Below are 12,789 nucleotides of genomic sequence, written 5' to 3'. Positions count from 1 at the left end.
ATAAAGCCATCTTATTTCAAGCTACATTTTTTTCAATCGAGCAAATTTCTGGCAAATTGACCCTGACCAGCGCCTCAGCGAACGGCGGCGGCACGGCGTTTCCGCAGCGCGCAACCTGCTTGTCCTTCGAATACTTCACGCCGCGATAGTCCCGATCGATGATGTACCATTCAGGGAAGCCCTGCGCGCGGTAGAGTTCATGCGGCTGCAGCATGCGCATGCCGATGTCGACAATGCGGTAAGTCACTCCGCCGATATCCACCAGCCCGGTGCTATCCTCCCCGCAGTATTGCTGCAGGAACGCCAGCACCTGCTGCGCGCGCTCTTCGTCATAGTCCTCGACCGCCAGAGTCGTTTTAACCTCCCCTACGTGCTGCCCGCCGGCAGTGATAGTTGGCATCGGCTCGTCAGTTGCCTGGCCATCACGGCAAGTACCGCGCAGTTTAACCAGATGAGAAGCAACTAAGGCGTGGTGATCGACAGTCGTTACTGAATGCGCGGGCTCATCCAGCCCCACGCCGGCGCCCTGATAATTCCCTCCGTAGTGTTTTGCCAGGAATGCACCAACTACAGCATGTTTCCCGCCACCAGCAACAACGGTTCCCAGAGGCTTATCCAGTCCGGGGACGCGAGGCGCCTGACCGGGCCGCTCTCCGTATCCCATTTGAATGAGCGTCGGCACAACCAGTTGCGATTTACCGCCGCCGCCAGCTGTGATCGTCGCGCTTGGCTCATCAGCCCTATGCCCGACACTGGCGCCGAACTGCCTGGCGATAACTGGAGCGACGACGCAGGCGCGCGACTCTTTCAGGATGGTGTGAGCAGGTTTATCAAGCGGGCGCGGTTTAGCCTGGTATTCGCTGCCACCGTTGCCAGCGAGGAATGGGACAAGGCCCGCCTCAACAATCCCCAGCGCATGACCATTCCCACCCGGACGCCTGGACGTGCCGGCGGTCACTGTCGGTACCGGCTCGGTAACTGGCTGCCCGGTGGCGCCGGTGCGGAATTTCGTCAGATGTGGCACGGCAACCGCGAAACCGTGGGTTTTCGTAATCGTCTGCAGCGGTTCGTCCAGTTCCTGCCCCCGGAAACAGTCATATTTCCCGCGTGTCGTTGTGTGATTGCACTTCACGATGAACGGCGAAGCGCTTTCGATAACAAAGCGCTGGATTCCCCGGGCAATGCGCCGGAGCGTGTTTTCCGCCAGCGGCTTTTTGCGGCCAAAAATCGACGGGGCTGGGATGGACCAGTCGATGCATTCTGCAGCTGTGCGCCACGGCGCCAGTTTTCCGGCCAGTACCGCCGGTGATTTCGGATCTCCATGAGTGGCTTCCGGCCATACAATCGGCTTCCCATCGCAACGCATCACCATGAAGAATCGCTTACGGATGGTCGGCGCACCATAATCACATGCGCGCATCTCGCGATACTCAACGGTGTAACCCAAACCTTTTACCAGCCGTGCTGCATCCTCACTATCAAGCGAAATATTCAGAAATTCGCAGCATTCGGCCAGCGCCGGATGATCCGCTGAAATGCCTGTGGTAAGCATGCCTATGAATGCCTCAAAAGTTTCGCCAGCACGGGCAGGATCTGGACGCATTTCACCAGCGAGCAGCGGCCCCCACGTTTTAAATTCTTCAACGTTCTCCAGCTTCATCACTCGGGGTTTAACATCCAGCCCCCAGCGCAGTACCACCCAGGCCAGTCCACGGATCGCTTTCTCGACTGGCTTAGCTCCTTTCGCTTTTGAAAAGTGACGGCAATCTGGTGAAAACCACGCCAGCGCTACCGGGCGGCCAGCGGTCGCGACCTTTGGCCTGACTTCGTAAACCGATTCGCAATAGTGCAGCGTGTCCGGATGATTGGTGGTATGCATAGCAACCGCGTTCGGGTCGTGGTTTATCGCGATGTCCACACTACGCCCAATCGCCAGCTCGATGCCCGTCGATGCGCCGCCGCCACCAGCAAAGTTATCTACGATGATTTCTCTCACGCGTATTTCTCCATAGCGCTGGCCAGCGAACCTGCCGCGGCGATAATTGACGGTACCGGCATTTTTTCCAGCCACATACGGTTGATATGGTGCTGCAGTCGGCGCTGGTGGTGCGCCGGGAGTGTCCCGGCTTTTTCAATCTGAGCGAAGACCATGCTGACTTCCGCTGGCCATACTGTTTTAGGCACATCCACCAGCAGCAGGCTTTCCAGTTCCTGCAGGCGTTTGCAGGCATATTCCAGTGAAGAGTCCACTATTTCACCTCCACATTGATCCGAGCGATGGCGCAGTATCGCTCTATTACTTCCTTCACCCAGCGGCGGTAAGTCTCGGGATGAAAATTTTCATTTTTCCCCGCGCCACTCCAAAATGCTTTTGAACTGATATCTGGTAGTAAGATGGTAAAAGGTTTACCAGCAGTGACATCGTTAACCGGAGAGTTGCCAGTCATCGACTCGGCGTTTTTCGGCAAGGAAACCATAGCTGGCGCGGGATTGATGCTGATTAGCGACTTTGTCTGGAGCATGGCGGCGCGGCAGGCGTTCCAGGAATCAGCGGCCGCATTTCGTTGGTCTTCATTCCACTGGAATACAGCGTGGTCACGACGCCTGGCACTGGCAAGAATCTCGATACTGTCCGGAGTGGCTTCTTCCGGCACTACCGGCGCTGGCTGCACGTGGCGATAGAGCTTCGTCCCGTATGGCATTTGCTGAATGCCGACAAGCGGTCTAATCTCTCGCTCCCCAAAGGCTTCGGGGTCGCCATAAATTGAAACCACTTCTGCCACCGGCTCGCTGTCGGCCTTGCGGCGTTCCTGTAGCTCTCGCAACGCTGAAATCAGTTGCGAGAATTTTTCGTCTGGCGGTAGCGGGGCGGATGAATTAACAGCCGATTTAATCATTTCTTCCAACTGTGAATCGCTCAGTGTGTGATTCATTTCATTCTCCTGATTTCCCACAGAACACGAGGCACACCACCATTACCAACCGGGTCGCGCTTGCCTTTCAATGACACACTTGAGGCAGCCCAGCCAGGCCGAGCCGGTAACTCTTTGACGCGCACGAAACCAGCAGCACGCAGTGATGCGCCGGATTCGTCAGCCTGGGTGTATGTGATGCAGCGGTGATATCCCATTGCCCGTGCAGCGCGCCAGATTGCGCCATACAGAGCGCTGTTAGCGTTACGCTGGCCGGTGGTGCAGGTGCGATTTACCTCCAGAGTTAGGCCGTCGTCAAAGTGGCGAGCCACCGGGCGACCGGCTGTCGCAACGCCAATCAGTTCGCCTGCGGCGTTTTTCAGTCCGATACTGAATTTGTGGCCGCGTGGCGGTTTATTGTGCCGATGGTGTTGTGCGATAAATGCCTGCGCCGCTTTCAGCGAAATTGGTGAGATGACCATCACTCATCCTCCACCTTGATGCCAGCGGCGGCTCGTTCAGCCTCGCTTTGTTCCCAAAACCACTTGTGAAGCGCCATAAGCTCTTCATCGAGCGGAGCATATTTGCGGTCAAAATATGCCTGTGCGTCTTTCTCAGCTTCATCAGGCAATTCGCCAGGCCCAAAGAGCGTGTTATAAATCCATGCCAGCCCGTTTTTAGCATCGCCAGTGGCCTGCCATTCGATGATTGCGGCTTGCATAACCAGGATATTTTTCCCGATCAGCAGATCCAATTGCTGATAGCGCTTACGGATATATTCGTTTTGCGCTTCAAGTTCGGCGAGGCGCTTCTCTGCCGCATCCAAGTCTTCCCCCAATTTCTGCGCCATCTGGGACCAGTTAGCGCGCTGCTCTTCCTTACGCTCCAGCGCCTCTACCAGCGCGATGACGTCAGCGCCTTTTACGTACAGGCTTTCGCCAAACTCATTTGCGGATGTTGCTCGACGTTTCAGGCTCTGCGCCAGTTCGGTGATATTGGTCATGCTGCAAGCTCCTTAATCGGGATCCGATTCATGTGCATGGTGTAGCCAGTACGGGCCTCCAGTGCCGCATACTGCTCCAGCAAGTCAGGGTGATGCGTTGCGCCGTTCTTCAGATCGTTGCGGCTTGCCATGATGCAGAACACGCAGCTCAGACGATCATTGCCCAGCGCGTAAGCGTAATGCGGTTCCTGACCAGTCTCGCGGATGGTGGCGAACACTTCGTCGGCCTTCATCTCATGAACCGGCAGCCACTCATACCAGGTCAGAACTGAGTTGGAGTCCGTCTTGTTCTTCCGGAACGCCTGCCGCTTTGCGCGGCCAGGGGACTCCTGAGCCCTCAGGCCCAGGCAGTTAACGATGACCTTGAACCCGTTGGCCTTCGCATAGGCTCTAACCTCGCGCTGGATAGGTCCGCGCTTCAGGTCACTGGTGCACTGCCGGGTACTGGCAGAAGGCCAGCTCGGAACCTCTGGGCGGTTCACGAATCGACGCTCTACCATCTCCAGCAGGGTCTTATGTGCACGGGCGACGATGAACTGTATGCCTGCGGCCTCTGCCTGCTTCTGGGCCAGCTCCAGCGCTCCTGGCCATTCCATCGCGCCAAGCGATGCATGCACGACGACAAGCTGCTTTGGCGGGATGACCTCAAGCAGATTGATGAGCATCGCCTGGCTGTCTTTGCCGCCAGAATGGTTGGCGACAAACAGCGCGCCAGCAGTGATTAACGAACTAATGTCGGGGATCATTTGGCCCCCTCGCGCAGCTGCTGGGCAATAGCGACGATCGAATCATGAAACTCCATCGCTCCTGACGTACGTTTTTCAGCTTCTTCGTAGCTGATATCAAGCCTGTCCATAGCACAGTCAGTTTCAAGATAGTCAGAGCAGGCATCCAAAGAAGCGGTAATCGCATCAGCCTTAATCCCGGCCAGGTAGGCGTCGGTGGCGGAGGTTTCTGCGTCAAGCACAAACTGAAATTCATGAAGCGTTTGCCCATCCATGAAATCGCCGGAATAAAAATCGATAGTGGCATTGTATTTTTGGTAAACCTTGGATGCTTCGTTGAGTAATTCGCGACCTTTCAACTTCAGCGCCACATTCTCCGCCGCCAGCTTATCCATTTCGATGCTACGACCTTTCCAGCCCTCCCACATTGCAGCCATCATCATGAACCAGACATTCCCGCACCCCACTTTCTTCTCGTTAAAGAACCAGGTAACAAACTCAATGCTCATCTCGTTTTGCTGCGCAATTTGCTCGATTTCGTTACCCATGAATAGCCTCCTGAACATCTAAAACTCGCTGAAAAACGGGGCTGCCAAGCAGGCTGAAATTCATCCCAACAGCAACTTTCGGCACCAGGCCAAAACGCTTCATGTCAAAGTCGATGACGGCCCGCTGATCGCGGAAAAGCCCCAAACGACCATGCCGGACAACCTCTCCAGTCGCTTCTGCTTCGGAAAAATACCGCTGGACAGTAGCGCGGCTCAGCCCCAGTTTTTTCATTGCCTCGGCGGTCGTGAGTCGCCCCTGATGCCTGGTGATCCGAATCACTGCGCGGACGTACTCTCTGCGCTCAACTGCTGACAATGCTCTAGCCATGATTCCGCCCTCTGCCTAAACCGAATTTCGCGCGGATTTCCGCGATTTTGTTTAAGCCCTGTTCGTTGCTCAGCGGACGTCCGCCAAGCTTTGGGATCTGTTTAACCGGCTCGGGAATCACTTCCCCGGCATTCATGCGACGAACCATACGCAGCAGCTCATCAGAAGCTTTACGGCGCAGTTCGGAATCGCTCAGTGCATTTGCGCGCATGTCGGTATACAGCCCCGTAACCAGCCAGTAATGCTCATTACGTTCCCACGGATAGGATTCAGCATCAGGGTAAAGTCCTCGGGTTCGGCAGTAGCGATAAATCATCTCCATCAGCTCGTTAACATCAGGAAGACCAGCCGCAACCACTTCCTCAGAACGACACCAGGCTACGAACTGTCCCGGCGATGGCATGAATGGTTTTTCCTGTTTGCGGGCAACACGCATTCCGGCGTTAATCTGCTCCATCGCTGTGATCCCGTTTTCCTTGAACGCCAGGAGCCACTGGCGACGCATCTCGTTGAGATCTTCCGCTGATTTGTTGGCCAGCGCCGGGAATACGGCGAGCAGCTGGCGAAACAGTTCGTTGAATACTTCAGCAGTCTTTGTCGCCTGATGTGCAAAGCTCTGTGCATCCTGGATTTCAGGCATGTCGGCGGCGATACGTTGAAAGTTATTCCGATCGAAGTTATGCATGCTTTCTGCGATAGATTTCATTCGAGTACCCCGTCGATCCAGTCGGTATTGTCCAGCGCACTGGCGCCTGATGTGGTTTTTGATGGGCCATGGCTGCGCAGGCGTTGAGTTGTGAGTTGGTCCCACTTCTTACGTAGTTTTGAGGGGCAGAGGATGTTTCCCTGCCAGAAACCGTCCTCATTCGCCCACTTGAACAGTTCGCAGATTTCATAGTGAGTGCGCTTGTCCTGCAGACGCATCAGGCGGATGGTGTTCGCCCATTCAACCCAGTTTGGCTCTGAGAGGGAGGCGTTCACGGTGAGGGCTTTATCGAAAATCCATCGCGCGGCTTTGAGGTCGTCAGCTGTTCCCCAGGATTTACCAGATGGGGTGTAAATCCCGTCAGCAGCCTCAGGATGGCGAGAGAGAAACTCATGAGTTTTCTTGTTTCGGGATTCTTCAGAATTCCGAGACGAAGATCTTTTAATATTGTTTTTGTTATAGTCTTGGGTGTCTACCGTTTCCGGGAAGGTTTTTCCCGATTCCGGGAAGGAAATTCCCGTTTTCGGGAAGAGTTTTCCCGCTTTCGGTTTGTCCAAAATCCAGGCAGATAGCTCAGTATTTATACCGACAGTTTTCATCACACCATGCTTGTGACTAAAAATAATTCCCCGTGCTGCGAGTAGCTTTATCGCATCTGAAACATGAGAATCACTCAACCCGGTTAACTCAGAAATGACGGTATTTGTCACCCGATCCTGTTTTTTGTTCCATCCGTAGGTAAGCCAGATAACAGCCTCAAGACACTGCCACTCGCGCCCGGACATACGCAGCCGCGGCTTGAGTTTCTGTATCTCATTGGCGATTCTGGTGTAGCCGTTGGACAGGTCGGCCATGCGACCTCCCGTTAGTTCAGTTTTGATTGGAAAATTGATAACTTCAGCGGTATTTGACATACTTCATCCCGTGAATTGACCCAATTAATTCACCCGAAAGCCGTTGGTGTTGCTGCACCGCGGCTTTCACCCTTTCAGAACAACCCAGCCTGTTTGCTACCTTTTCGCACCGCACGTTTAGCTGCACGGCGTTCAGTCGCGCTGGTCTGCTTCTCCGCCCATAAGCGGCCATGCCTGAGAGCATCATCGAAAATCGCCCCTTTTTTAGTTGCCTGTGACATTCGGTTGTATAAGTCCTCCGCATGCCTTGCCCCCCCCCTGAGCCACCGGAACAGAAAACCCCTCGCTCAGAAGTATTTTTTCAACCTGGTTACGAACGTAATCACCCCACCCCATACCACCTCCTACAGCGTGCACAGCATCGAGCTAACGAGTGTCATCAGCGTTCCTGTCTGCTCAGGCATCAGCCTGAATAGCGAAGCTATTCCCTCGCTTACCTCTTTCAGTTTCTGGTGCTCCGGCGCGTTCAGCATCACTGCCTGCTTTGCTTCAGCGCATTCCTTCATGGCCGAAGACAGGCGCGACAAAATATCGTCCTGAGGCATCAGGCGATGGCGGAATTCCAACGGAAGAACGGCCATGATTGCCGGGGTAAGAAGGCGAACGTACTCGCGATAGCGCTCAGACTCGGCAGGGTTGTCCAGGTAGCGAAAAAGCTTCTGACGGGCACGGCTGATGTCGTCAGGAAACGCGATCTCCTCGCCGCCCTGCTGTCGCCACTCATCGATGATGTGGGCCGACACAACGTCCTGCCCTTCAGCTGCTGCCCAGGCACGAACGGCAGAGCGAATTGCGTCGTGATCTGCCTCTCTCAGTTGATTACGCTTTATCAGAGCGCCGGTGTTGAATCCGGTATTTTGTTGAAAGGGAAATGTTTGCATGTTCAGCCTTCCTGTTTCGGCAGGCCGTCAGTTGGGTTTGGGTAAATGTCACCCCGCATCTGATGAGGGGTAACCTTCCATCCGAGAGCCTCACAAACTGGAATTACGCGATGAGCGGGGGTCTCGCTATTCAGCCAAAGGCTAACTGTTTGAGGGGTTGTGCCGAGTCGTTTAGCCAGCTCGGTCTGGCTCATGATTGAGCAGATAATGGTTTTTAGATTCGTATTCATAAAGCCTCCTTGGAAATACAAGAAAACATTACATCACGAAATTAGATATAACAAGTTTTTCTTGTGTCAATCTTGCAATGTCTTCTACAAGTAAGGCTTGTAAAATGATAAATATGAAAACAGAACAGCATGAAAACTTTGTCCGCAGGCTCCAGCTCATCCAGGATCAAACTGGCTGGAACCTATCTGAGATTGCCAGGAGAGTTACTGTTTCTCCTCAGGCTGTTCAACAATGGGCCAAAGGTGAGACAACTCCACGCGGTGAGCGCCTTAAAAGACTTGCAGCTGTAACTGGTAAACCTGAGCATTGGTTTTTCATGCCGCCAGACGAAGATGGTGAGAATGATTCATTACAGACAGAACCTGTAGCGCCTGGCCGGAACGAACTAGATGACAAAGAGAAAGCCCTTTTAGCTCTCTTTAACCAGATGCCAGAAGCCGAGAAGAACAGGCTTATAGTCCACGCAAAAGCTACTTTAAAAGAACTCGACCTCCTAAAGGATGACGTTCTCAGCATCATCAAGGATATTAACGATTAAATTCATATGATTAGCAGCTATCCATATCGGATAGCCGTTTTCGCACGCCCTCAATAACAACATTTTCTTGTATTTCTCCTTGTAAAAAGCAAATTTACCTTGTAACGTTATTCACATCGACAACAACCGCATTGTTGTCAGGTGGTAAACGTTCCGCTGGCCACGTAATGGCTGAGGTTGAAATGAGTAAGCAAGGCATCAGAGCCATGGTCATTTCGGCAGTAATTGGGCTCTTCATCTGGATCGCGCTTTTCTGCGCACTGAGGGAGTTATTTACATGATTGATTTCGCACGCAAACCCGCTCGTCAGCAGGCTGTTCGTTTAAGTCCGCTGTCAGCTTTCATCCGCCGGGTGTGCTACATGCTCGCGCAAAAAGGAGACCCTTCATGAGCACGATGTTTGCCCTGGTTCTCACCGTCAGCATGCTGACGGGCGGTAATCAGGATGTCCTGCTCGGCGTTTACGACACTGAGAATGACTGCAAGGCAGCCGCAGAAGAGCAACACGTGAAAGTTGAATGTTATCCGCTGAAAGGTGTACTGGACGAGCATCCGGCCGGGTTCACGGTGCAAATGTAGGGGGAAAAATGCAGAAGAAATGCGGTTACTGCCGTAAAGCAATCGATGGAAAACCAGTGGTTAGCACCCTGTTGTACCTCCAGGGGAACCAGCTCGCACGGAAAGAAAAAGAGTATTGCTCAGAACGTTGCGCTTCTCACGACCAGATGGCTCACGAGGGCTAACGTAAACCCGCCGAAGCGGGCTGTACGTCCGGTGCCACCGACCAAAGTTACACCGGAAATTACCAAAACCAATGACCACCCTGAATGGGCGCTACCAATGGCCCGGGGGATTCTACATCCAAAATAGAGGCTATCACATGGAATATTTTTATCTGATAAAAGCGACTCAAAAATCGGGTAAAGCTGATGCCGTAATCTGGCGCACTAATAAATCAGAAGCTCGCGCTCTACTCCAGCTCGACGTCGATCTGGAAGACGCTGGGATCGAAACAGGCCGCGGCAAAGACTATCAAAAACCTATTCGCACCGATTTCCCGGTATTCAACGACCTGCCGGCAGAGGGTGTTCTCGATTACTCATGGTGCGAACGCTACCAGCTCGGCGACGATGGCCGCACCTGGACTTTGAAGCCAGGACAGGCGCCTGCTGATGTTCATCACGGCGATGATGCCGGAGAATCCGCTGAGCCCGTTAGTGGCGTGCTGGTTGATGCCAATACTACTGGCGATGCGGCACAAGGTGAGACCGTGGAAACTTTCGGTAGCGATGAATACCAGGACGATTCGAGCGCGCTTTTTAACGTGGCAGAACTCCCCTTTCGCGCTCAGCTGCTGGCGCAGTACATGGCCGAAGAACGTCACGTTTATCATATCAGCATGCCTCACCGGCAGGAGCTGTCAGTTCTTGAAATGGACACTGATAACGCAGCCGTCCAGGATCTGATTCTGGCCGCCGAGAACATCCCTGAAATCAAAAAATACGATATGCCGGCGCTCTGGAAATTCACCAGTGCCAATAAAAAAGTCTTCCCGGAAGGGAAGCGGCATGAGCTCGGCAAGCGTATCCAGTTTGCAAAGCTGTGGTTCGCCACGAACGCGATTGACCGCGGCATTCTCACCAGGGAATGGGCTGCCGGTAACTGTATTTCTTCAGTTATGAAAACTGATGCAGGAACTAATGCTGGCGGCGGTAATAAAACCGATCGCAATCCCGACTACACCCATACCCTTGATACGCTCGATGTAGAAATAGCCCTGGCCACAATGCCAATGGATTTCGATATCTACAATTTCCCGGCATCAATTCACCGCCGGGCCAAAGAGATCGTTCAGAAGAAAGAAAGTCCGTTCAAGGAATGGTCGGCAGCGCTGCGCAAGGTCGCTGGCATCCTGGATTATTCCCGCGCAGCCATTTTTGCCCTTATTCGTGGCGCCACCAGTGATATTCATCATTTCCCGGTAAGTCTGCAGACCTATATCAATGCGAACCTGACCGAGCATAAGCATGACGCCCCTTCTGCTGAGACGCTTGAAAAAGCTGGTCATGTTTCTTCTGCCGCCGTCACTCTGGACGCTGTGAAAAAGGCTATCGATGGAGATGAAGTTGTGCCTGACCTGGAAACTCTCCCAACTGACTTTCAGGTAATTGGCACCGAACTTGTGAAAGAAGCTCAAAAGAAACGACCTGACGCTAATCAGGTTCTGGCCGCCGAACGTGGCGAATATGTCGAAGGTATCAGTGACCCCACGGATCCGAAGTGGATAACCGAAGACCTGACCAAGCCCAAACAGCCTGAAGTTTCAAACATGGGCAATGGTGTTTTTTCGATTGATGGGCTGATGGATAGCCAGACATCACCAGCACCAGCACCAGCACCAGCACCAGCACTTTCTATCGTGGACCAGGCGCGCCAGCGCGCTGCAGAAGAAAAATTACATCCAGCTAATTCCGGGGAAACCACCAGCAATGTGCAGATGGAAACGGCTCAGCCGGTCGAAGACGAAAATGATAATGCGGTATCAGCAGGCGAAGGCGCTGATGAGCCTCCTGCGCAAACAACTGCCGTGAACATGAGCAAAATACTGGCTGAACGCTGCCCGGATCTTACCGCCGAAGTGCTCAATAGCCAGGTTTCCGGGAGTGCTCACAGCGATGAAGAGGAAGAGGCTGAACAAGCAGCGCCAGCATGGCCGGAGTATTTCGAGCCTGGTCGATATGAAGGCGTGCCAAATGAGATCTACCACGCCGCTAACGGTATCAGCTCCACGATGGTTAAAGATGCACGGGTATCGCTGATGTATTTCGAGGCGCGCCACGTATCTAAAACCATCCAGAAGGTACGCTCCCCTGTTCTGGATATGGGAAATCTGGTGCATGCACTGGCGCTGCAGCCTGAGCAGCTGGAAAAAGAATTCAGCATCGAGCCGGAAATCCCGGAAGATGCCTTCACCACGACTGCGACGATCCGCGCGTTTATCGACGAATACAACGCAGGGCTTCCGCCGCTGTTGAGTGCTGACGATATCAAGGCGCTGCTTGAAGCGCACAACGCCATACAGCCGCAGCCGGTTCCGATGGGTGATGACGTTACCCAAACAGGTGAAAACTACATGGCCTTACCTGCTGAATTTCAGCGCGTCGAAGAAGGCCAGAAAGTTACCGCAGCCAAAATGAAGGCCTGCATCAAAGAATACAACGCTACCCTGCCCGCCCAGGTGAAAACCAGCGGCAGCCGCGATGCCTTACTGGAACAGCTGGCGCTTATTAATCCTGACATGGTTGCTCAGGAAGCACAGAAGGCGCAGCCGCTGAAAGTATCAGGTACTAAGGCGGATCTGATTCAGGCAGTGAAATCGGTAAAACCGGATGCCGTGTTTGCCGACGAGCTGCTGGATGCATGGCGCGAGAACCCGGAAGGAAAAGTGCTGGTTACCCGCCAGCAGCTGGCTACGGCACTGGCCATTCAGAAAGCACTGTTGAATCACCCGACCGCTGGCAAGTTGTTGACGCACCCGAGCCGTGCCGTCGAGGTGAGCTATTTCGGCATTGATGAGGAAACCGGGCTGGAAGTTCGCGTGCGCCCTGACCTTGAGATAGACATGTGCGGCCTGCGCATCGGTGCGGACCTGAAAACCATCAGCATGTGGAACATCAAGCAGGAAGGACTACGCGCGAAACTGCACCGGGAAATCATCGAGCGCGATTACCACCTGAGCGCGGCTATGTACTGCGAAACCGCAGCCCTTGAACAGTTCTTCTGGATATTCGTCAACAAAGACGAGAACTACCACTGGATTGCCATTATCGAGGCATCCGAAGAACTGCTGGAACTGGGCATGCTGGAATATCGCAAAGCAATGCGTGCCATCGCGAACGGTTTCGACACTGGCGAATGGCCGGCGCCGATTACCGAAGACTACACCGAAGAACTTAACGATTTTGATGTGCGCCGTCTCGAAGTGCTGCGCGTACAGGCATAA

The 12,789-nt window shown here is 53.7% G+C and carries 16 protein-coding genes; 4 read left to right on the top strand and 12 right to left on the bottom strand.

Translation table 11 applies throughout. From position 1 onward, the window contains the following. Positions 1 to 16: 16 nt before the first annotated feature. The 12 genes from SPE70_RS11180 to SPE70_RS11125 all read right to left on the bottom strand — a co-directional run bounded on the left by SPE70_RS11180 (position 17) and on the right by SPE70_RS11125 (position 8,247). Entirely contained in the window at positions 17 to 1,996 is a 1,980-nt protein-coding gene (locus SPE70_RS11180) for a DNA cytosine methyltransferase (RefSeq protein WP_070612438.1), read from the bottom strand. Then, positions 1,993 to 2,250 carry a hypothetical protein gene (locus SPE70_RS11175; RefSeq protein WP_064278850.1) on the bottom strand — a complete coding sequence of 86 codons (258 nt, stop codon included), beginning with the start codon at positions 2,248 to 2,250 and terminating at the stop codon, positions 1,993 to 1,995. Before SPE70_RS11175 ends, SPE70_RS11180 begins: the two co-directional genes overlap by 4 nt. After that, the gene (locus tag SPE70_RS11170) at positions 2,250 to 2,933 is read right to left on the bottom strand and encodes a hypothetical protein (RefSeq protein ID WP_308410475.1); all 684 of its coding nucleotides are present in this window, start codon (positions 2,931 to 2,933) and stop codon (positions 2,250 to 2,252) included. The genes SPE70_RS11175 and SPE70_RS11170 overlap by 1 nt, the downstream gene beginning before the upstream one ends. Then, positions 2,930 to 3,394 (bottom strand): XF1762 family protein, encoded by a 465-nt coding sequence (locus tag SPE70_RS11165; RefSeq protein ID WP_064278851.1) that lies wholly within the window; start codon positions 3,392 to 3,394, stop codon positions 2,930 to 2,932. Before SPE70_RS11165 ends, SPE70_RS11170 begins: the two co-directional genes overlap by 4 nt. Then, the gene (locus SPE70_RS11160) at positions 3,394 to 3,915 is read right to left on the bottom strand and encodes a hypothetical protein (RefSeq protein ID WP_064278852.1); all 522 of its coding nucleotides are present in this window, start codon (positions 3,913 to 3,915) and stop codon (positions 3,394 to 3,396) included. The genes SPE70_RS11165 and SPE70_RS11160 overlap by 1 nt, the downstream gene beginning before the upstream one ends. Beyond that, entirely contained in the window at positions 3,912 to 4,661 is a 750-nt protein-coding gene (locus SPE70_RS11155; RefSeq protein WP_064278853.1) for a phosphoadenosine phosphosulfate reductase domain-containing protein, read from the bottom strand. The genes SPE70_RS11160 and SPE70_RS11155 overlap by 4 nt, the downstream gene beginning before the upstream one ends. After that, positions 4,658 to 5,188 (bottom strand): hypothetical protein, encoded by a 531-nt coding sequence (locus SPE70_RS11150; protein ID WP_180961441.1) that lies wholly within the window; start codon positions 5,186 to 5,188, stop codon positions 4,658 to 4,660. Before SPE70_RS11150 ends, SPE70_RS11155 begins: the two co-directional genes overlap by 4 nt. Continuing rightward, positions 5,181 to 5,516 carry a DUF977 family protein gene (locus SPE70_RS11145; RefSeq protein ID WP_064278854.1) on the bottom strand — a complete coding sequence of 112 codons (336 nt, stop codon included), beginning with the start codon at positions 5,514 to 5,516 and terminating at the stop codon, positions 5,181 to 5,183. Before SPE70_RS11145 ends, SPE70_RS11150 begins: the two co-directional genes overlap by 8 nt. Then, the gene (locus SPE70_RS11140) at positions 5,509 to 6,222 is read right to left on the bottom strand and encodes a replication protein P (RefSeq protein WP_102217373.1); all 714 of its coding nucleotides are present in this window, start codon (positions 6,220 to 6,222) and stop codon (positions 5,509 to 5,511) included. The genes SPE70_RS11145 and SPE70_RS11140 overlap by 8 nt, the downstream gene beginning before the upstream one ends. Further along, positions 6,219 to 7,136: a replication protein gene (locus SPE70_RS11135; RefSeq protein ID WP_165787459.1), complete on the bottom strand. Its 918-nt coding sequence runs from the start codon at positions 7,134 to 7,136 to the stop codon at positions 6,219 to 6,221. Before SPE70_RS11135 ends, SPE70_RS11140 begins: the two co-directional genes overlap by 4 nt. A 344-nt stretch (positions 7,137 to 7,480) precedes the next feature. After that, complete coding sequence (locus SPE70_RS11130; protein ID WP_072122545.1) at positions 7,481 to 8,017, bottom strand: toxin YdaT domain-containing protein; 537 nt, start codon at positions 8,015 to 8,017, stop codon at positions 7,481 to 7,483. 2 nt (positions 8,018 to 8,019) lie between these two features. Continuing rightward, entirely contained in the window at positions 8,020 to 8,247 is a 228-nt protein-coding gene (locus SPE70_RS11125; protein ID WP_023320775.1) for a transcriptional regulator, read from the bottom strand. A gap of 104 nt (positions 8,248 to 8,351) precedes the next feature. Here SPE70_RS11125 and SPE70_RS11120 point away from each other — a divergent pair, with 104 nt between their 5' ends. The 4 genes from SPE70_RS11120 to SPE70_RS11100 all read left to right on the top strand — a co-directional run bounded on the left by SPE70_RS11120 (position 8,352) and on the right by SPE70_RS11100 (position 12,789). Further along, on the top strand, positions 8,352 to 8,786 hold the full coding sequence (locus SPE70_RS11120) for a helix-turn-helix domain-containing protein (protein WP_077263625.1): 435 nt from the start codon (positions 8,352 to 8,354) through the stop codon (positions 8,784 to 8,786). Positions 8,787 to 9,173: 387 nt separating this feature from the next. Then, on the top strand, positions 9,174 to 9,365 hold the full coding sequence (locus SPE70_RS11110; RefSeq protein ID WP_064142430.1) for a YdfD/YebW family protein: 192 nt from the start codon (positions 9,174 to 9,176) through the stop codon (positions 9,363 to 9,365). A gap of 8 nt (positions 9,366 to 9,373) precedes the next feature. Continuing rightward, entirely contained in the window at positions 9,374 to 9,529 is a 156-nt protein-coding gene (locus SPE70_RS11105; RefSeq protein WP_102217372.1) for a YdaE family protein, read from the top strand. 137 nt (positions 9,530 to 9,666) lie between these two features. Continuing rightward, positions 9,667 to 12,789 (top strand): RecE family exodeoxyribonuclease, encoded by a 3,123-nt coding sequence (locus tag SPE70_RS11100; protein ID WP_324726605.1) that lies wholly within the window; start codon positions 9,667 to 9,669, stop codon positions 12,787 to 12,789.

This window comes from Klebsiella sp. ZJOU C1, from assembly GCF_035620215.1.
In the GTDB taxonomy this organism is placed as follows: domain Bacteria; phylum Pseudomonadota; class Gammaproteobacteria; order Enterobacterales; family Enterobacteriaceae; genus Klebsiella; species Klebsiella variicola.
Note: the sequence above shows the minus strand (reverse complement) of the source record. Positions and strands in the feature narration are given on the sequence as shown.